The organism is Bradyrhizobium sp. TM102, assembly GCF_009176685.1.
GTDB classification, from domain to species: domain Bacteria; phylum Pseudomonadota; class Alphaproteobacteria; order Rhizobiales; family Xanthobacteraceae; genus Bradyrhizobium; species Bradyrhizobium ottawaense.
The window spans coordinates 1,964,165-1,982,859 of record NZ_AP021855.1 but is presented as its reverse complement, the minus strand read 5'-3'; the positions used below and the strand labels follow the sequence as shown (position 1 = coordinate 1,982,859).

22 protein-coding genes are annotated in these 18,695 nt (G+C 65.5%); 5 read left to right on the top strand and 17 right to left on the bottom strand.

The window, feature by feature from the left end; all coding sequences use genetic code 11:
- Positions 1-106: 106 nt before the first annotated feature.
- From GDN70_RS34885 to GDN70_RS09275, 12 genes are all read right to left on the bottom strand, one after another.
- On the bottom strand, positions 107-265 hold the full coding sequence (locus GDN70_RS34885) for a hypothetical protein (RefSeq protein WP_018318398.1): 159 nt from the start codon (positions 263-265) through the stop codon (positions 107-109).
- Between the two features lie 94 nt (positions 266-359).
- Positions 360-941 carry a flavin reductase family protein gene (locus GDN70_RS09325; protein WP_038970844.1) on the bottom strand — a complete coding sequence of 194 codons (582 nt, stop codon included), beginning with the start codon at positions 939-941 and terminating at the stop codon, positions 360-362.
- A gap of 32 nt (positions 942-973) precedes the next feature.
- Positions 974-1,801 carry an ATP-binding cassette domain-containing protein gene (locus tag GDN70_RS09320; protein ID WP_028140215.1) on the bottom strand — a complete coding sequence of 276 codons (828 nt, stop codon included), beginning with the start codon at positions 1,799-1,801 and terminating at the stop codon, positions 974-976.
- Between the two features lie 20 nt (positions 1,802-1,821).
- Complete coding sequence (gene ssuC / locus GDN70_RS09315; RefSeq protein WP_038970845.1) at positions 1,822-2,628, bottom strand: aliphatic sulfonate ABC transporter permease SsuC; 807 nt, start codon at positions 2,626-2,628, stop codon at positions 1,822-1,824.
- A complete protein-coding gene (ssuD, locus tag GDN70_RS09310; RefSeq protein WP_097668382.1) occupies positions 2,625-3,791 on the bottom strand; it encodes an FMNH2-dependent alkanesulfonate monooxygenase in 1,167 nt (388 codons plus the stop codon). The genes ssuC and ssuD overlap by 4 nt, the downstream gene beginning before the upstream one ends.
- An 8-nt stretch (positions 3,792-3,799) precedes the next feature.
- Positions 3,800-4,753, bottom strand: a complete 954-nt coding sequence (locus GDN70_RS09305; RefSeq protein WP_028140218.1) for a sulfonate ABC transporter substrate-binding protein — start codon at positions 4,751-4,753, stop codon at positions 3,800-3,802.
- 38 nt (positions 4,754-4,791) lie between these two features.
- Positions 4,792-5,742: a sulfonate ABC transporter substrate-binding protein gene (locus tag GDN70_RS09300; protein WP_028140219.1), complete on the bottom strand. Its 951-nt coding sequence runs from the start codon at positions 5,740-5,742 to the stop codon at positions 4,792-4,794.
- A 207-nt stretch (positions 5,743-5,949) separates the two neighbouring features.
- On the bottom strand, positions 5,950-7,113 hold the full coding sequence (locus tag GDN70_RS09295; protein WP_028140220.1) for a cytochrome P450: 1,164 nt from the start codon (positions 7,111-7,113) through the stop codon (positions 5,950-5,952).
- Positions 7,114-7,201: 88 nt separating this feature from the next.
- A complete protein-coding gene (locus tag GDN70_RS09290) occupies positions 7,202-8,089 on the bottom strand; it encodes a L,D-transpeptidase (RefSeq protein WP_028140221.1) in 888 nt (295 codons plus the stop codon).
- Positions 8,090-8,238: 149 nt separating this feature from the next.
- Entirely contained in the window at positions 8,239-9,027 is a 789-nt protein-coding gene (locus GDN70_RS09285; RefSeq protein ID WP_028140222.1) for a LuxR C-terminal-related transcriptional regulator, read from the bottom strand.
- 118 nt (positions 9,028-9,145) lie between these two features.
- On the bottom strand, positions 9,146-9,499 hold the full coding sequence (locus GDN70_RS09280; RefSeq protein WP_028140223.1) for a DUF2200 domain-containing protein: 354 nt from the start codon (positions 9,497-9,499) through the stop codon (positions 9,146-9,148).
- A 9-nt stretch (positions 9,500-9,508) separates the two neighbouring features.
- Positions 9,509-10,714 (bottom strand): LLM class flavin-dependent oxidoreductase, encoded by a 1,206-nt coding sequence (locus GDN70_RS09275; protein WP_028140224.1) that lies wholly within the window; start codon positions 10,712-10,714, stop codon positions 9,509-9,511.
- A 238-nt stretch (positions 10,715-10,952) separates the two neighbouring features.
- On the opposite strand from GDN70_RS09275, the gene napE reads away from it, so the two are divergent.
- Genes napE through GDN70_RS09250 form a run of 5 tightly spaced genes read left to right on the top strand, consistent with a single transcriptional unit; the run spans position 10,953 to position 15,109 of the window.
- Positions 10,953-11,141: a periplasmic nitrate reductase, NapE protein gene (gene napE / locus GDN70_RS09270; protein WP_028140225.1), complete on the top strand. Its 189-nt coding sequence runs from the start codon at positions 10,953-10,955 to the stop codon at positions 11,139-11,141.
- 19 nt (positions 11,142-11,160) lie between these two features.
- Positions 11,161-11,475, top strand: a complete 315-nt coding sequence (locus tag GDN70_RS09265) for a chaperone NapD (RefSeq protein ID WP_028140226.1) — start codon at positions 11,161-11,163, stop codon at positions 11,473-11,475.
- Positions 11,476-11,492: 17 nt separating this feature from the next.
- Positions 11,493-13,997: a nitrate reductase catalytic subunit NapA gene (gene napA, locus GDN70_RS09260; protein ID WP_095426631.1), complete on the top strand. Its 2,505-nt coding sequence runs from the start codon at positions 11,493-11,495 to the stop codon at positions 13,995-13,997.
- A 3-nt stretch (positions 13,998-14,000) separates the two neighbouring features.
- Complete coding sequence (locus GDN70_RS09255; RefSeq protein ID WP_028140228.1) at positions 14,001-14,471, top strand: nitrate reductase cytochrome c-type subunit; 471 nt, start codon at positions 14,001-14,003, stop codon at positions 14,469-14,471.
- Positions 14,468-15,109, top strand: a complete 642-nt coding sequence (locus GDN70_RS09250) for a NapC/NirT family cytochrome c (RefSeq protein ID WP_028140229.1) — start codon at positions 14,468-14,470, stop codon at positions 15,107-15,109. The genes GDN70_RS09255 and GDN70_RS09250 overlap by 4 nt, the downstream gene beginning before the upstream one ends.
- A gap of 73 nt (positions 15,110-15,182) precedes the next feature.
- On the opposite strand, the gene GDN70_RS09245 is transcribed toward GDN70_RS09250, so the two are convergent.
- From GDN70_RS09245 to napG, 5 genes are read right to left on the bottom strand one after another with little or no spacing between them, the layout of a single operon-like run.
- Positions 15,183-15,794, bottom strand: a complete 612-nt coding sequence (locus tag GDN70_RS09245; RefSeq protein ID WP_173015775.1) for a DUF2478 domain-containing protein — start codon at positions 15,792-15,794, stop codon at positions 15,183-15,185.
- 5 nt (positions 15,795-15,799) lie between these two features.
- On the bottom strand, positions 15,800-16,516 hold the full coding sequence (locus tag GDN70_RS09240) for a NapC/NirT family cytochrome c (RefSeq protein WP_063615300.1): 717 nt from the start codon (positions 16,514-16,516) through the stop codon (positions 15,800-15,802).
- Between the two features lie 7 nt (positions 16,517-16,523).
- Complete coding sequence (locus GDN70_RS09235) at positions 16,524-16,991, bottom strand: nitrate reductase cytochrome c-type subunit (protein WP_038948471.1); 468 nt, start codon at positions 16,989-16,991, stop codon at positions 16,524-16,526.
- Positions 16,988-17,932: a quinol dehydrogenase ferredoxin subunit NapH gene (napH, locus tag GDN70_RS09230; RefSeq protein ID WP_049801836.1), complete on the bottom strand. Its 945-nt coding sequence runs from the start codon at positions 17,930-17,932 to the stop codon at positions 16,988-16,990. Before napH ends, GDN70_RS09235 begins: the two co-directional genes overlap by 4 nt.
- Entirely contained in the window at positions 17,929-18,693 is a 765-nt protein-coding gene (gene napG, locus GDN70_RS09225; RefSeq protein ID WP_152102421.1) for a ferredoxin-type protein NapG, read from the bottom strand. The genes napH and napG overlap by 4 nt, the downstream gene beginning before the upstream one ends.
- Between the last annotated feature and the right edge of the window lie 2 nt (positions 18,694-18,695).

The following is an 18,695-nucleotide window of genomic DNA, read 5'->3' as shown; positions in this document are numbered from 1 at the left end:
AGGGTGGGCAAAGCGAAGCGTGCCCACGATTTGACGGCAATTGGGAACGAGATGGTGGGCACGGCGCAAGTGCGCCTTTGCCCACCCTACGAAACCTCCCGAGTGTCTACGAATAACTCGGCGCGTCCGGCTTGCGGAAGATGTGGATGGGATCGCCGGGGATGATCACGGGCTGGCCCGAGAACATCGCGTAGGCGTAGAGCGCGAGATAGGCGATCGCCAGCGCGCCGATGGCATAGAACGCCCAGGTCGCGACGCGCTTCATCGATCCGCTCCATTGCCGTCCCGGCGGGAGGCTCAGGCGCTTCTAGAGCGATGACGGGGAAAAGGCCAGCCTTCCGCGCCGGCCACCCGCGCGATCAAAGGCCGCGCCGGCCGCGCGCGGGAACGCTCACGTCCGCAAGCCTCGCGGCGTCCTCGTCCTGGTCGACCGCCACGTACTGGCCATGCCAATAGGCCAGCGCCGCGTTGCGGGTGGAATTCCTGACGTTCCTGACACGGCCGATGACGATGCCGTGCGAATGTCGCTCCACGATCTCCTCGACCTCGCAATCGAAGGCCGACAGCGCGCCGACGAGCAGCGGAACGCCCGAGACCGCCGTCACCCATTTGGCGCCCGTGAAACGGTCAGCGCCCTTCAGCCCGTCCTTGCCGGCAAAGCGTTCGGCGACGTCGAGCTGGTCGGCGTTGAGGATGTTCACGCCGAAAGCGCCGTGGCGCCGGATCAAGGGGAAGGACGAGGCGTCGCGATTGATGCTGACCAGCAGCGTCGGCGGCTCGACCGACAGCGAGGTCACCGAGGTCACCGTCATGCCGGTGATGTCCTTGCCCCGCCCGGCCGTGATGACGCTGACGCCGCCGGTGAGATGGCGCATGGCGCCGCGGAAATCGGCGGACGAGATGGGGATTTCAGTCATGAGATCGCGAGGCACTACATTCATGGCATGGTCCCCGAGACGGGGTTCCCTTGTATCTAGGTACGATCGTCCGCCGACAACAGGTGGCTCAGGATCGAGCCCTCCAGACCCGCAAGCTCGGCCGAGCCGCGCTGGCGCGGCCGGCCTGCGTGAACCACGACATCATGGGCGATGCGGCCCTCTTCGATCACCAGCACCCGGTCCGCCAGCGCCACGGCCTCGGCGACGTCATGGGTCACCAAAATCGCAGTAAAGCCCTGGTCGCGCCAGACACGCTCCAAAAGGCGCTGCATCGAAATCCGGGTCAGCGCATCCAGCGCACCAAGCGGCTCGTCGAAGGCCAGCACGCGCGGACGGGAAACCAGCGCACGGCCGAGCGCGACGCGCTGCTTCTGGCCGCCCGACAGCACCGACGGCCACTGGTCGCGCTTGTCGGCGAGCCCGACCTCCCTCAAGGCCTTCTCGGCGCGTGCATGCGCATCGGCGGAGGCGCGATCGCGGCCGAGGCCGACCTCGACATTGGCGAGCACGCGGGCCCAGGGCAACAGCCGCGGCTCCTGGAACATGACGCGAATGTCCTCGGGCTGAATGTCCTGGCCGAAGCTGATGCTGCCGGCGTCGATCTTGTCGAGGCCCGCGATGAGGCGCAGCAGCGTGCTCTTGCCGCAACCACTTTTTCCCACGATGGCGACGAACTGGCCGGCGGGAATGTGCAAATCGATGCCGCGCAGCACCTCGTTGCTACCGAAGGATTTGCGCAAGCCCCGGATGCTGAGCGGCAGGCCGGTGCTTTGCGCCTCGCGCACGACGCGCGCGTGAGGCGCAAAATTGGCGCGGCTGGCGAGCTCGGTTTCCGGAAGGGAGCTACGAACGGCTGTCTGCATGTGATTCCCAGTATCTCTGCTCAATTTTTCTGGAAGGCGGGGTGCCAGGAGAGCGTCAAACGCTCCAGCACGCGGGAGGCGCTGTCGGCGAGCTTGCCGAGCAGGGCGTAGATCAGGATCGAGAGCACGACGACGTCGATCAGCATGAACTCGCGCGCCTGCATCGCCATGTAGCCGAGGCCCGATGACGCCGCGATGGTCTCGGCGACGATCAGGGTCAGCCACATGATGCCGAGCGCGAAGCGGATACCGACGAAGATCGACGGCAGCGCGCCCGGGAAGATCACACGGCGGAACAATTCGCCGTCGGTCATGCCGTAGATGCGGCCCATCTCGACCAACTGCGGATCGACGGTGCGGATGCCGTGCAGCGTGTTGAGGTAGATCGGGAAGAACACGCCCAGCGCCACCAGGAACAGTTTTGCGCTCTCGTCGATGCCGAACCACAGGATGACCAGCGGGATCAGCGCCAGATGCGGCACGTTGCGCACCATCTGCAACGTGGTGTCGGTGAGTTTTGCCGAAAGCTGCGACAGGCCGTTGGCGAGGCCGAACGCGAAGCCGATGCTGCCGCCGATCAGGAAACCGATCGAGGCGCGCCAGAACGAGACCCAGATGTTGCGGACGAGCTCGCCGGAGAGCAGCAGCTTCCAGCCGGCGAGCAGGACGTCGCTCGGGGCCGGCAGCACCCGCGTCGGCACGAAGCCGGTCACGCTGGCGACCTGCCAGATCGCGATGATGGCGAGCGGCACGATCCACTGGATCAGGCCGTCGATCCGCGGCAAACGAAAGCTGCGCGGAAGTGAAACGCTGTCGATCACGCTCATGACTGCGACACCCGATGTTGCGGACGGAAGTCGCTGCCGACCGTCTCGCCGAACGGACCGCCGTTGAAGTGCAGCTTCGTCACGTTGGAGGGCTGCTCCAGCGAGAGCAGCGGGAACACCAGCTCGGCGAAGCGATAGGCCTCCTCCAGATGCGGATAGCCCGACATGATGAAGGTATCGATGCCGATCTCCTGATACTCCCTGATCCGGGCCGCCACCGTCTCGGCGTCGCCCACCAGCGCCGTGCCGGCGCCGCCACGCACGAGGCCGACGCCGGCCCACAGGTTCGGGGCGATCTCGAGCTTGTCGCGCTTGCCGCCGTGAAGCTGCGCCATGCGCTGCTGGCCGACGGAGTCCATGCGGGCAAAGTTCTTCTGCGCCAGCGCGATGGTGTCGTCGCTGACATGCCTGATCAGCTCGTTCGCGGCACCCCAGGCCTCCTCGTTGGTTTCGCGAACGATCACATGAAGGCGGATGCCGAAGGACAGCTTGCGGCCGCGCGCGCTCGCGACCTCCCTCACCTTGGCGATCTTCTCGGCCACCAGGGCCGGCGGCTCGCCCCAGGTGAGATATTTATCGACGGTATCGACGGCGACGTCGATGCCGGCGTCCGAGGAGCCGCCGAAATAGAGCGGCGGGCGCGGCGACTGCACCGGCGGAAACAGCAGCTTGCCGCCCTCGACATGGATGTGCTTGCCCTCGACATTGACCGTCTTGCCGGCGAGCAGGTCGCTATAGACGCCCAGGAACTCGCGGGTGACCTCGTAGCGCTCGTCATGGCCGAGGAAGATGCCGTCGCCCTTGTTCTCGACGGGATCGCCGCCGGTGACGACGTTGACGAGCAGCCGGCCGCCCGTGACGCGATCGAGCGTCGCGGTCATGCGCGCCGCAACGCTCGGCGATTGCAGGCCGGGCCTGACAGCCACGAGGTAACGCAGCCGTTCGGTGAACGGTGCGACTGCGGAGGCGACGATCCAGGAATCCTCGCAGGACCGCCCGGTCGGCAGCAGCACGCCGAAATAGCCGAGCTGATCGGCGGCCTGCGCGATCTGGCGCAGATAGTTGAAATTGACCTCACGGCCGCCGACGCCGGTGCCGAGATAGCGGCCGTCGCCGTGGGTCGGCAGGAACCAGAGAATGTTGGTGTTGGGTTGCTTGCTCATGACCTTGCTCACGATCCTGACTTCCGAGCCACATCGGAGATCTTGATGGATTTGGGGATCAGGCCCAGCGCGAAGAACGCGTCGGCTACCTGCTGCTGGTCGGCGATGACGGCATCCGTGATCGGCTTGATGCCGTAGGACTGTCGCTTCAACGCCACCTCGACCACAGGCACCGACAATCCGATCGCCGGAGCAAGCTGCTCGGCCACCGCATGGATGTCGCCCTTGGCCCAGTCGTCGACCGTGCTGAGCTCGGCGAGCACGACGTCGACGATCTCAGGATTGGCACCGAGGAATTTCTTCGAGGCAAAGTAGAACTGATAGTTGGCGACGATGCCGGTGCCGTCAGCGAGCGTGCGCGCGCCGGTGGCCGCCTCCGCTGCCGCCTGGAACGGATCCCAGATCACCCAGGCATCGACCGCGCCGCGCTCGAAGGCGGCGCGCGCGTCGGCGGGTGCGAGGAACACGGGCTCAACTTCCGAATATTTCACGCCGGCTTTCTCCAGCGCCTTGACCAGGAGGTAGTGGACGTTAGAGCCCTTGTTGAGCGCGACCTTCTTGCCTTTGAGGTCGGCGACCGACTTCAGCGGACTGTCCTTCGGCACCAGGATCGCCTCGCCCTTCGGCGCCGGTGGTTCATAGGCGACGTACTGGATCGCCGCGCCGGCGGCCTGCGCGAAGATCGGCGGGGCTTCGCCGGTGTTGCCGAAATCGATCGCGCCGACATTAAGGGCTTCGAGCAGCGGCGGGCCGGAGGGGAATTCGGTCCACACCACCTTGTAGCCGTCGGCGGCGAGCTTCGGCTCGAGCGTGGCCTTGCTCTTGAGCAGCACCAGCTTGCCGTATTTCTGGTAGCCGATGCGGACCACCTTGTCCTGACCGTAGGACGTGCCGACCGCGGCAGCGACGATGCCGATCGACAGCACCACGGCCGCGATCAGACGCTGAATGATACGCCTCATGTTCAAACCCCTGTGTGTGGGAAGGTTGGTCGGCACGATCAGGCTGCCGGGTTGCGCCAGACGATGTCGCGGATCGCGATCGGCTTCGGGATCAGTCCGAGCTTGTAGAAGCGATCGGCGACGCCCTGCTGGGTCGCGACGATGTCATCGGTGACGGGCCCGACGACGAAGGACGACCGGTTCGCCGCGATGGTCTGGATCTCCAGCGGAATGCCGGTCACCGCGGCGAGAGACTTCGCGACCTCGTCGCGATGCTGCTCGGCCCATCTGGCGGTCGCGGTGGTGACGTCGACGATCTGCTGCAGGATCGCGCCGTGGTTCTTCGCGAAGTCGCGGTTGGCGATGTAGAAGGAATTGGTCTTGGTGACCTCGCGCGCGTTGATCAGGATGCGGCCGCTCTGTTTGGTCTCACCGATCGCGAAGTACGGATCCCAGATCGCCCAGGCCTCGATGCTGCCATTGGCAAAGGCGGGGCCGGCGTCCGGCGGCGTCAGATAGACCGGTGTGATGTCGGCATAGGTGAGGCCCGCCTTCTCCAGCGTCTGCACCACGATGTTGTGCGCGCTGGAGCCCTTGGTGAAGCCGACACGCTTGCCTTTCAGCTCACCGATCGCGCGGATCGGCGAATCTTTCGGCACCAGAATGCCCTGGCCGTTGGTGATGGGCTGGCCCGCGGCATAGACGATCGCGGCGCCCGCGGCCTGCGCGAACACCGGCGGGGAATCACCGACCGCGCCGTAATCGACGCTGCCGACATTCATCGCCTCCATCATCGGCGGGCCCGAGGAGAACTCGACCCACTTCACCTCGATGCCCAGGGGCGTGAAATGTTTTTCCAGCGCGGCCTGCTGGCGCGTGATGACCAGCACGCCGTTCTTCTGGTAGCCGACACGAATTTCCTTCACCGCGCCTTGCGCGATCGCAGGCGAGGCGAGCGCAGCGGCGGCTGCGGTTCCGATGGAGAGCTTGAGAAAGTCACGACGCTGCATTCCACACTCCCGGCCGCGTGCGGCCGTCATCATTCACGTTTCAGGAATGATGGTGCGGGTTATCGGAGGTGTCGAGACGTGCGGAAAAATAGTGATGCGAGCACTGCGCGTGCGGCAGCGCGCATGATTAATCTTTCAAGCGGCCGCGATGATGCAGAGGGATTTTTTCTGCACGCGAATGTGAGAGCCGCACGGATCTGGTCCCGGCTAATGCCATGTCACCGGCAGATTCTGCAGTCCGCGAAACGCCCAGCCGCCGATCCGCACCGGCTCGTCATCGGCGATCTCGAGAAGCCTGGCGCGTGCGAACACGGTCGGCAGCGCGACGTCGGCGATCATGGCGCGAGAGGCCCATGCGCCGGCGCAAAAATGCGGGCCGGCGCCGAACGCGACGCTCTTGGTCGTATCACGCCGCACGTCGAACTGATCCGCGCGCTCAAAATGCCTCTCGTCGCGATTGGCGGAGCCGAACATCAGGAACACACGCTCGTCGAGCTCGAACGAAACGTCGCGGATGCTCCACGGCTTGGCGATACGCCGTGGCGACATGCCGATCGGCGAGATCCAGCGGGCATATTCCTCGAACGCCTCGAGCCAGGTCACCTCGCCCTTGCGCACCAGATCGAGCTGCTCGGGATGGGTCAGGAGCGCCCAGACCGTGCCGGCGATGGCCTTGCGCGGCTCATTCTGGCCGCCTGAGATCGCGAGTTTGACATTTGCCCGCACGCTGTCCATCGGCATGCCGGAGGCCACGAGCACGCCGAGGATGCTCTGGTCCGGGTTCTTCGTGATCACCGGCAGGATGTCGTCGATCGCAGCGTCGATGCCCGACGTCGCGGCATGGCAGCGCGCCTCGACGGCGGGATCGCCGGCATAGTTGGCGATGCCCTCGATCATGCCTTGCGACCACGCGTCCATGTCGCCAAAGCCGATATTGGTGAGGCCGGTGATCGACTTCAGGCATTCGCCGGAGAACGGCAGCGCGAAGTCGCGCATGAAGTCGATCCGCCCCGGCGCGATCGCGTCGAAGATGCGGTCGGCATGGGCCTGGAATAGCGCGGACCAATGCGCCTTCACCGTCTTCGGCGACACCGTCGGAAACATCGCGCGGCGCTCGACCTGGTGCGCCTCGCCGTCCTTGCGCATCATGTTGTGGCCCATCAGCCGGTTCATCAGGCCGGCGGGCTGGTGCGAGGAGAACACGTCGATCTGCTTCTCGGAGATCGAGATGTCGTCGCGGCTGGTCAGCAGGGTCGAGCCGAGCTGCGGCACGAACGCGATCGGCGCTTCTTTCCGCATTGTCGCGAGCATCGGATAGGGATCGGCCCAGAACGCGACAGGGTCGATGTCGATGCGCGGCGCGGTGCTCAAAGCGGCCTCCCCGGATTGTCGTATCCTTCAGGCCAGACTAGCGAACTCCGCGGCCGGCGTCTGTCCCTAGCGATAGGGACGGACCGAGCTACCGGGCCTCGGCGATCTTCGGTCCAGATGGGAGCATCTGCGCGTTGGCTGCCGAGGGCCGGTTCGACGGCGGTGCCGGGTCCGGCGAACGCGATGCGGCGTCGGCCGGCGCTCCCTGGGACGGTCGGCGAGCCGCGGCTGCCGGAAGCACGATCACTTTCGCGCCGACCTTCACCCGTTCATAGAGGTCCGTGACGTCGTCATTGGTGAGCCGGATGCAGCCGGACGAAACGCGCTTGCCGATCGTAGCGGGGTTGTTGGTGCCGTGAATGCGATATTCGGTCTCCCCGAGATACATTGCGCGGGCGCCGAGCGGATTGCCGGGACCACCTGCCATGAAGCGCGGCAGATAAGGCTGGCGCGAGACCATCTCCACGGGCGGATGCCAATCCGGCCATTCGGCTTTACGGGCCACGGTCTGCTCACCGGACCACGTGAAACCTTCGCGGCCGACACCGATGCCGTAGCGCATCGCCTGCCTGTCGTTCAGGACGAAATAGAGGAATGTGTTTCCGGTATCGATGATGACCGTGCCCGGCGCCTGGCGGCTGGCATAGTCGACCACCTGCCGCACCAATGCTCCAGGAGCATCAGCGTCGGCTTTGGGCGGTTCGGCCAGAGGCGCCGGAACCGGTGCCGGAATCGGAGCTGCAGCCGGGGCCGGAACCGCCGCTGCGGCATGAACTGGAGGCGCCACGTAGACAGGAGACGACGATGCCCGGGCTTCCTGTGCGGGCGGCTTCCGTACCGGCTGCACGCCCGCCTGGCCGGACAGCAAACCGTACCCCAACGCGGCGACGGCCACGGCGCAAATTGCAACCCTCGCGGCCATCGGGATTGCGAGCGTCTCCGCCTTCCCACGTTTGGCCTTGGCCCGCTTAGCCATATCTTTCTCCAGGGGTCACTGTGCCTGAAGAGGTACCCAGCAAAATTTAAGAAACTTCGAAGCGATGCCGCGCAGACGGGAACCGTTGGCGATGGTTAACGCGGAATTCTTGTTCGGCGACATCAAGAATGGGGGATACCGCTTGATACTCAGTTCAGGCCGTGCGGCCCCGCGAGTAGACCCAGCACGATCGAAAACAATTCGTTCTGCGAGGAGATGCCGAGCCGCTGATAGGCGCGCTTGCGGTAGGTCAGGGTCGAATGCAGGCTGATGCCGAGTTCTTGCGAGATTGCCTCGGAGCTGAAACCGAGCAGGATGCGACGGCAGACCTCCTGCTCACGGGGTGTCAGCGTGGAGAGCGGCGCGCGCGTGGCGAACAATGTGGCGAGGCTCTGATCAGGCGTCGCGGTCGCGGCCTGCTGGAAATGACGTGCGACGCTGGCGCCGATCGCTGGCGCGATCGCCTGGAGCCGTTCGCGCTGCGCGGCGCTGAAGCGGCCCTGGGCCGTGATGCGGTAGAAATTGACGTAGAAGCAGGTGTCGCCGGTCCAGATCGCGGTCGCGCATTTGTCGACGATGCCGGACTCGTGGAAGAATATCTTGCGGTAGCGCGCACCATACATGCGCGGCGCGAACGACGGCAGCATGATCGGCGCAGGGCCCTCGCCTTCGAACAGCGCATCGCGGTTGGGATCGGATTCATGGAAGTGCCCGGCATAGGCCGCGCCGAGATCGCCGCCGATCGGGATGTTGCCGGCATCGAGCAGGCAGGTCGCGGCACCGGCACGGCTCAGCGCGAACACCATGCAATGGCCGACATCGGCGTGGCGGCGCAGCGTGTCGATCAGGACTTTTGGGAAATCGGAGCGGCCGATGGCGAGCACCGCGGGCGCGATATCGCCTGCCGCTGCAGTTGTGGACGTCCCGCAAGGGCGCATCGTCTTCTCCCTGTCGCTTTTGACGTGGTCTACCAGCAATGGCGGCGCGCCGGAAGGCCGCTCTGCGTGGCAGATTGCGCGAACGTCGCTGAGCCGAATGGACGGTAGCCGCTCGAAATCACTTTCTTCGCAGAATCTGGTCCATTGTCTTTCCCCGGGCCAGTTCGTCGATCAGCTTATCCAAGTAACGGATTTCCCGCATCGTTGGCTCCTTGATGTCCTCCACTCGAACGCCACACACCGCGCCTTTGATGAGGGCGCGCGAGGGGTTGATTGCAGGGGCCTCTGCAAAGAAGGTCTCAAAATCCGTCTGTCCTTCCAGTTGGACTTGCAGCTCCTTCGGACCATAACCCGTCAACCAAGAGATGATCTGATCGACCTCGGCCTTCGAGCGCCCTTTCTTCTCCGCCTTCGCAACATAGAGCGGGTAAACGCTGGCGAAGCTGGTCGTGTAGATCCGGTGCTTTGGCAACGGAGCCCCCTACCCCGCCGCCGCCTTCGCCGGGGCGACACTGATCGCCAGCTTGCCGTAGCGGTCCGTAAAGGCCTCGGTGTCGATCTCCTCCAGCTTGATCTCGCCACTCATCACGCCCTGCTTCCAGGCTGCCTGCGCCGGGTCGTTCTGGAACTCCGGCATCACCTCGCGGCCGAACAGCTCCAGCGATTCGCAGATGTGCTCGTGGCTGTTCTTGCCGGCCTGGTTGAGCAGGATGACCTGGTCGATATGCGAGGACTGGAAGCGCTTCAGCTTCCTGCGGATCGTCTCCGGCGAGCCGATCAGGCCGCCGCGCAGCGCCGCCTCCTGCGCTTCAGGATTGTCGCGCTTCCACTTGTTGTACTCGTCCCACATGTTGACGGTGTAGGGCGCAGGCCGCTGGCGGTTCTGCGAGGCACCGTAGAAGCGCAGCGCGAACTGGAAGAAGGTGGCGCCGTCGGCGCGGGCGCGCGCCTCCTCGTCGGTCTTGGCGCACATGAAGAACGAGACCAGCGCCATGTTCGGGTTGATCTGGTAGTCCGCCAGTTTATGCAGCCGCTTGGTCATCGCGTTGTAATAGGCGTGCACCCAGGCATGCGCGGCGTCGGCGCTGACGAACTGGAAGCCGAGCGCGCCAAAGCCGTGACGGCCGGCACGCTCGATGGTCGGCAGTTGCGAGCACGCCATCCACAACGGCGGATGCGGCTTCTGCACCGGCTTTGGCACGACGTTGCGCAGGGGGATATCGAAATACTTGCCGTGATGCTCGCTGCCCGCGTCCTTGAACATCGGGAAGATCGCGGCAACGGCTTCCTCGAACACTTCCTTCTTGGTCTCCATGTCGCGGCCGAACGGCGTGAGTTCGGTGATCGAGGCGCTCTCGCCCATGCCGAACTCGCAGCGGCCGTTAGAGAGCAGATCGAGCACCGCGACACGCTCGGCAACGCGCGCCGGATGATTGGTGGTGAGCTGCAGGATGCCGTGCCCGAGCCGGATGTTCCTGGTGCGCTGGCTTGCTGCAGCGAGGAAGGATTCCGGTGACGGCGAGTGCGAATATTCCTCGAGGAAGTGATGCTCGACCACCCAGGCATGGTCGTAGCCGAGCTTGTCGGCAAGCTCCATCTGCGTCAGCGCGTTCTGGTACAGGGCGAGCTCGTCGCCAGCCACCCAGGGCCGCGGCAGTTGCAGCTCGTAGAAGATGCCGAACTTCATGGCGTCGTTCTCCCGCGATTATTGTTGTTAATGGCATCTTAATGAGCGGGGTCGCGCTGTCCATGGCTGCTCGCCATCACGGGCTCGAATCAGCCATGCGAAATGCGACGACTTAGTTGATGCAAGGCGCATTGATCCATGTCAGAATCGGCGGTCTCCGGCGATATAGTTTGACAAGTTCACGGAGCGACGGCCGTAAGCCGTCAAGATCTTAGGCACTGCAAGAGAGAGACCGGATATGCCGGCCCCCGGCGACGACACGACTGGGCGTTTGCGCCAACGGCGCATGGAGATCTTCGCGTTCCTGTTCCTGACGGCGGTCGTGATGCCCGTCCTCGCGGTCGGGACCGTCGGCAGCTACGGGCTGGCCGTGTGGATCTACCAGATGTTCGCGGGCCCGCCCGGCCCGCCTCCGACCCCGCATTGATATCCAGAAAGGCAGGCATATGGCCCAAGCCAAACTCAACCGTCGCGCGCTGATCACGGGACAGGTGCTCGGCGCCGACCGCATCGTGCCCCCGCCCGGGGGCGAGATTGCCAGTATCGTGGTGCAGGCGCGCCCCGAGCATCTCGCCGACGTCGAAGCCGACATCACCGCCCTCGCGGGCTGCGAGATTTACGGCCGCGACGTGCGTGGCAAGCTCGTGGTCGTGGCCGAGGCGCTGGACGCCGGCAGCCTCGGCACCATGCTCAACACCATCCAATCCCTGCGACACGTTTATTCCGCGGCGCTCGTCTTCCACGCCATCGAAACCGCCTAAAGACCGGGAGAGCCATCATGACATCGCCAAAGCTCGACCGCCGCCAGATGCTGAAGCTGGAGGCTGCCGCGATCGCGGCCGCCGCTGCCGGCATGCCGGTCCCGGCGCTCGCCGCCAATCTCGCCGCCGAGCGGGAGGCGAGCGAATTGAAATGGGACAAGGCCGCCTGCCGCTTCTGCGGCACCGGCTGCTCCGTGATGGTCGCCACCAAGGACAACCGCGTGGTCGCGACCCACGGCGACATCAAGGCCGAGGTCAATCGCGGCCTCAACTGCGTCAAAGGCTATTTCCTCTCCAAGATCATGTACGGCCACGACCGCCTGACGCAGCCGATGCTGCGCAAGGCGAACGGCAAATACGACAAGAACGGCGAGTTCACGCCCGTGTCCTGGACCGAAGCCTTCGACATCATGGAGGTGAAGTGGAAGGAGGCGATGAAGAAGCGCGGACCGAACGGCGTCGCCATGTTCGGCTCGGGCCAGTGGACGATCTGGGAAGGCTATGCCGCCTCGAAACTGTTCAAGGCCGGCTTCCGCACCAACAACATCGATCCCAACGCGCGGCACTGCATGGCTTCGGCCGTCGCCGGCATGATGCGCACCTTCGGCATCGACGAGCCGGCCGGCTGCTACGACGACATCGAGGCGACCGACGCCTTCGTGCTGTGGGGCTCCAACATGGCGGAGATGCACCCCATCCTGTGGACGCGCCTCGCCGACCGCCGGCTCTCGGCGCCGCATGTCCGCGTCGCCGTGCTCTCGACCTTCGAGCACCGCTCGTTCGACCTCGCCGACATCGGCATGGTGTTCAAGCCGCAAACCGACCTCTACATTCTCAACGCCATCGCCCATCACATCATCAAGACCGGCCGGGTCCACAAGGACTTCGTCGCCGCACACACCATCTTCAGGCGCGGCCAGACCGACATCGGCTACGGCCTGCGGCCCGAGCATCCGCTGCAGAAGAAGGCGACGGGTGCGGCGAAGGCCAATGACTCCACCGACATGAGCTACGACGAATTCGTCAAGTTCGTCTCGGACTACACGCTGGAGAAAGCGGCGGAGATGTCCGGCGTGCCGCTGAACCGCCTCGAGGCGCTGGCCGAGCTCTATGCCGACCCGAAGACCAAGGTGGTCTCGTTCTGGACCATGGGCTTCAACCAGCACACCCGCGGCGTCTGGTGCAACAACCTCGTCTACAACATCCATCTGTTGACCGGAAAGATCTCCTCGCCCGGCAACAGCCCGTTCTCGCTGACCGGGCAGCCCTCCGCCTGCGGCACCGCGCGCGAGGTCGGCACCTTCTCGCACCGCCTCCCCGCCGACATGGTGGTGACCAACAAGCAGCACCGCGACCACGCCGAGCATCTCTGGCTGCTGCCCGAGGGCACCATTCCCGACAAGCCCGGCGCACATGCCGTGTTGCAGAGCCGGATGCTGAAGGACGGCCTCATCAACGCCTATTGGGTGCAGGTCAACAACAATCTCCAGGCCGGCCCCAACACCAACGAGGAGACCTATCCGGGCTTCCGTAATCCCGACAATTTCATCGTGGTCTCGGACGCCTATCCGTCGGTGACGGCCCTGGCCGCCGACCTGATCCTGCCGACCGCGATGTGGGTGGAGAAGGAGGGCGCTTACGGCAACGCCGAGCGGCGCACGCAGTTCTGGCACCAGCTCGTCAACGCGCCCGGCGAGGCGAAGTCCGATCTCTGGCAGCTCATGGAGTTTTCCAAGCGCTTCAAGATCGAGGAGGTCTGGCCCGAGGAGCTGATCGCCAAGAAACCCGAGGTTCGCGGCAAGACCCTGTTCGACGTGCTCTACAAGAACGGCCAGGTCGACAAATTCCCGACCTCCGAGATCGAGGAGGGCTACGCCAACGAGGAATCCAAAGCATTCGGCTTCTACGTGCAGAAGGGACTCTTCGAAGAATACGCCTCGTTCGGCCGCGGCCACGGCCACGACCTCGCGCCGTTCGAGACCTATCACCGCGAGCGCGGCCTGCGCTGGCCTGTCGTCAACGGCCAGGAAACCAAATGGCGTTTCCGCGAGGGCAGCGACCCCTACGTCAAGCAGGGCACCGACGTGCAGTTCTACGGCTATCCGGACGGCAAGGCGCGCATCTTCGCCCTGCCCTACGAGCCGCCGGCGGAATCGCCCGACGGCGAATATCCGTTCTGGCTCTCGACCGGCCGCGTGCTGGAGCACTGGCATTCCGGCACCATGACGCGCCGCGTGCCCGAGCTCTACAAGGCCTTCCCCGAGGCCGTGTGCTTCATGCACCCGGACGATGCGCAGGAGGCCAAGTTCCGTCGCGGCGACGAAGTGAAGGTGGTCTCGCGGCGCGGCTTCATCCGCGCCCGTGTCGAGACACGCGGCCGCGACCGGCCGCCGCGTGGGCTGGTCTTCGTGCCGTGGTTCGACGAATCCAAGCTGATCAACAAGGTGACGCTGGACGCCACCGATCCGATCTCGCTGCAAACCGACTACAAGAAATGCGCCGTGCGCATCGAGCGGGTGTGAGCCATGATGAAGCGACTTGGCATTGCCGTGCTGGCGCTCGCGATTGCCGCGGGGGCGAGCGCGCTGACCGCGCAGACGCTCAATTCAGGCCTGCGCGGCCCGACCCCGCTTAACGACGAAGGGCCGGCGCCGACGATGCTGCCGAACCGCAACACCTCCGAGAAGGAGACGCGCAACTACCCGGAGCAGCCGCCGGTGATCCCGCATACGATCGACGGCTACCAGATCGACCTCAACGGCAACAAGTGCCTGTCCTGCCATGCCCGCGCGCGCACGGCGGAGTCGCAGGCGCCGATGGTCTCGATCACCCACTTCATGGACCGCGACGGCCAGTTCCTGGCCTCGATCTCGCCGCGGCGCTTCTTCTGCACGGAGTGTCACGTGCCGCAGAACACCGCCAATCCGCCCGTGAGCAACGACTTCGTCGACATCGACACGCTGCTCTCGCGCGCAAGCCCCGGTGGCCGCCGATGAGCGCGACCACGGAGGAGTCCAAGCCCAGGCGCGGCTTCATCGCGCGAACCTGGAGCTTTGTGCTCGAGCTCTGGGGCGTGCTGAGGCGCCCGAGCTCTGTGTTCGCGCTCGGCACGCTCGTGCTCGCGGGCTTCGTGGCGGGCGTCATCTTCTGGGGCGGCTTCAACACCGCGCTGGAACTGACCAACACCGAAAAGTTCTGCACCGGCTGTCACGAAATGAAGGACAACGTCTATGCGGAGCTGAAGTCCACCATCCACTTCTCCAACCGCTCCGGAGTCCGCGCCACCTGTCCCGACTGCCACGTGCCGCACAACTGGACCGACAAGATCGCGCGCAAGATGCAGGCGTCCAAGGAAGTCTGGGGCAAGATCTTCGGCACGATCGACACCCGCGAGAAATTCATGGATCACCGGCTCGAGCTGGCCGCGCATGAATGGGCGCGCTTCAAGGCCAACGATTCACTGGAATGCCGCAACTGCCACAGCGCGGATTCCATGGACATCACGAAGCAGTCGCCGCGGGCCTCGGTTGCGCATCAGCGCTACCTGTTCAGCGGCGAGAAGACCTGCATCGATTGCCACAAGGGCATCGCGCACAAGCTGCCCGACATGCGCGGCGTTCCCGGCTGGCAATAGCGCTTCTGCCCCCGCTTGAACCAGCGGGAGCAATGGCGCCCGCCGGTCCGGTGGGACGAGCCGGGATGCGGCCTCAGGCCACGTGCAGCTGCTCGCTGCCGGCCTTCGCGCGACCAGTCTTGGGCTGACCGAGCAGAGCCGCAAGAGCCGCGATCGCCTCCTGGCTCGGCTCCGCCGTTGCCGCGACCGTCCTGAAATACTCGCCGCAGAAATCGGTCCAGGCTTGCTGATTGCCGCTGGGAACGCCGATCACGAGGCTCTTGCCGGACTCGATGCAATGGGCAATCAGGTCGCGCAGCCCTCCGCCATCCGCCTCGGCCTTGCCGAACTTGTTGAGAAACACGATCTCGGCGTCGGCGAGCTGAGCCTCGACCAGTTGCGCCGCTTCGAGCAGGCGCGGCGTGGACAGACGGCAGGAGGTCGCTCCCGCGCCGAGATCCTCGGAGATCGACATCGCCCGGCCGGTGGCGAGCTCGTGCAGAACCATGTCGCAGCGAGTGCGACCCGGCTGGGGCACGTCGTCCTGGATCAGGCCGGCCAGGCTCTTGCCCGAGCCGCGAAGCTCGGTGACGAGACCGGCGAACCACCGGTTCACGGCCGGGCCCGAATCATAGACCAGGGCAACGCTGACGGCGGCGGAAGGCCGGGGCGCGCTATCCGCCGTATCGCGGGATTGCTGAAGCATGTCCATCACCTCGCCGCCTTCGCCTTGGCGACGTCGGCATCCTGCAGGAAGTCGATCATGCGCTGCACGGGGCCGACCTCGTCGATATGCTCGAGCATATCGCGATATCCCTCCTGCGCCTTGGGCGGCAGCTTGTGCGCGATGCCCTGGTGGCAATCGATGCAGGTCTTGCCCTGCGCGAACGCGGTCTGGTGCAGCTTGGAGGCGCGCGGCTCCTGCACCGCATACTCCATGTGGTCGAACTTGTGGCAGTTGCGGCACTCACGCGAATCCGTCGTCTTCATGCCGCGCCACACGCTCTTGGCAAGGTCGATGCGGTGGGCGTTGAACTTCTCGGGCGTGCCGATGGTGCCGAGGATCTTGTGCAGCACCTCGTTCGAGGCCTGGATCTTGCGGACGACCTTGTGGCTCCATTCCTTCGGCACGTGGCAATCCGGACAGCTGGCGCGCACGCCGGTGCGGTTCGAATAGTGAACCGTGTTGCGGTATTCGAGATAGACGTTTTCCTTCATCTCGTGACAGGAGATGCAGAACTGCTCGTTGTTCGTCATCTCCATCGCCCAGTTGAAGCCGCCCCAGAACAGGACGCCGCCGGCGAATGCGACGATGGCGATCAGTCCCCAGGCGTAGCGCGCGGTCGGCGAGAAGAACCATCGCCACAGCCGTTTCAGGCGACCCGGCTGCGCTGCTGCGACGGCGGCAGAAGTGCTGGTGTCCTGCATGTCAGCCTCACTTCGCCTGCGTCGCGTTCTGGAAGATGTTGCCGACCAGCGGCTTCGCGTCGGCCTGCGGCACGTGGCATTGCTGGCAGAAGTAACGCGTGCCGGCGACCTTATCGAGCCGCACGCCCTGGCGGTCGACGTAATGCGTCTCCGAGATCTTCGGCGCGTTGACGCGCGTATTGCCGGGCCAGTCGTGGCAGCCCATGCACGCGTTGTTCTCCGTCGTGATCTGGTAGCCGTCGATCTTGTGGGGGATCAGCGGCGGCTGCTGGCGATAGGCGCGCTCGAAGCCGCTCGCCGGCACCGACTGCTTGGTCACGTCGGGCGGCGCCGACATCTCGGTCAGCGGGGCCTCGCGCAGCGCCTTGGGCTGCTTGGCCTCCTGCGCAAGCGGGCCCGACGCCGCGAACGGAATTGCAACTGCGACGGCGACGGCCGCCGCCGCGATCAACGGAATCAGTCGAACAAACGTCATGGGAGGTCCCTTTCAAGGACGGCCGGCTGGGAAGAGACGACGCGCGCCGCTGGCGATGGCGCGGTCATGGAGGGGTCCGGACGCGCCGCATTGCGGCCGCGCAGACCGAGATGAAAGACCTGCTTGGAGCAGACGTCGATGCAGGCTCCGCAGAGCGTGCAATCGCCCGCGATAATGACCGGCGTGGCGCCGCTGCGCTCGCCCCTGAGCGCGGGGCCGATGACATGCGGCTCCGGACAGACGGCGAAGCAATCCATGCAGTCGTTGCAGGCGGCACGGTTGTCGGCGGTGACGCGCATCAGCGCGACCTTGCCGATCTGGCCGTAGAACGCCCCGACCGGACAGAGATGACCGCACCAGCCGTGCCTGGCGACGAGGAGATCGAACACGAAGATCGCCGCGGTGCCGCCGGCGCCGAACCAGAGACCGAACACCAGCGCGCGATGCAGCGCCGTCACCGGGTTGATCAGCTCCCAGGCGATCGACCCTGATAGTGCGGAGGCCGCGAGCACCGCGCCGACGAAATAGAGCCTGAGCTCCGGGCGGATCTTGGCCGTGAAGGTGATGCCGAGCCGCCGCCGCAGCCAGGCAGCAAGATCGGTCGCCGGATTGACCGGGCAGACCCAGGAGCAATAGGTCCGGCCGCCGAACAGCAGATAGGCGGCGAGCACGATCGCGGCGCCGATCACCGAGAGGGCCTCCGGCCAGTGGCGCGCCGCGAGCGATTGCAGCAAGACGAAGGGATCGGTCAGCGGCAGCGTGCCGAGCGTCATCGACGAGGCCAGCGTGCCCTTGGCGATCCAGACGCCCAGAAGCGGCCCCGACAGGAACAGCGCGAGGAAGAACAGCTGGCTCGCCCGCCGCAGCACCAGAAACCGCGAGGCGGCCCAAAGTCCCTTGACCGCGCGCGCTTCGACATAAGGCCTGGCATTCGCCGTCATGGCGTGCCTCCCTCGGGTCTGCGCACCGGCAGCTTGAGCGGCGCGTCGACCAGGGCTCCGCCGGCCCTGGACTTCTCTTCCCAGCCGCGCTTGTAGTGCTCGTCCTGCTTCAGCGCGGCGAGCTCGATCGGCAGCACCTTGATCGCGGCATCGGTCAGCACGCAGGACTTCTCGCACTTGCCGCAGCCGGTGCAGGACTCGGCGTGAACGACCGGCTCGAAGATCGCGTGCTTGGTCGTGCGCGCGTTGTGCGAGACCTCGAGCGTGATCGCCTTGTCGATGGCCGGACAGACCCGATAGCAGACGTCGCAGCGCAAGCCCTGCAGATTGAGGCAGGTCTCGCGGCTGGTGATCACCGCGACGCCCATCTTGGCCTTCGCGATGTCGGTCAGCGCATGCTCGAGCGCGCCGGTCGGGCAGGCCTTGACGCAGGGAATGGTGTCGCACATCTCGCAAGGCACGTTGCGGGCGACGTAGAACGGCGTTCCCATCGCGGGCCCGTCGGCCCAGTCCGCCAGCTTCAGGGTGTCGTAAGGACAGTCGCGAACGCACAGGCCGCAACGGACGCAGGCCGCCAGAAAATCCTTCTCAGGCAGCGCACCCGGCGGCCGCAGCGTCGGCGCTGGCTTGGCCCGCGAGGACACGCCGAATGCCGTCAGCATCGTTGCGGCGACGGCTGCGCCGCCGCCGAAACGCGTCATATCCTGCAGCGCCTTGCGGCGGCGCGGATCGCGCGGGATGCCTGAGCTGGAATCCGACATGG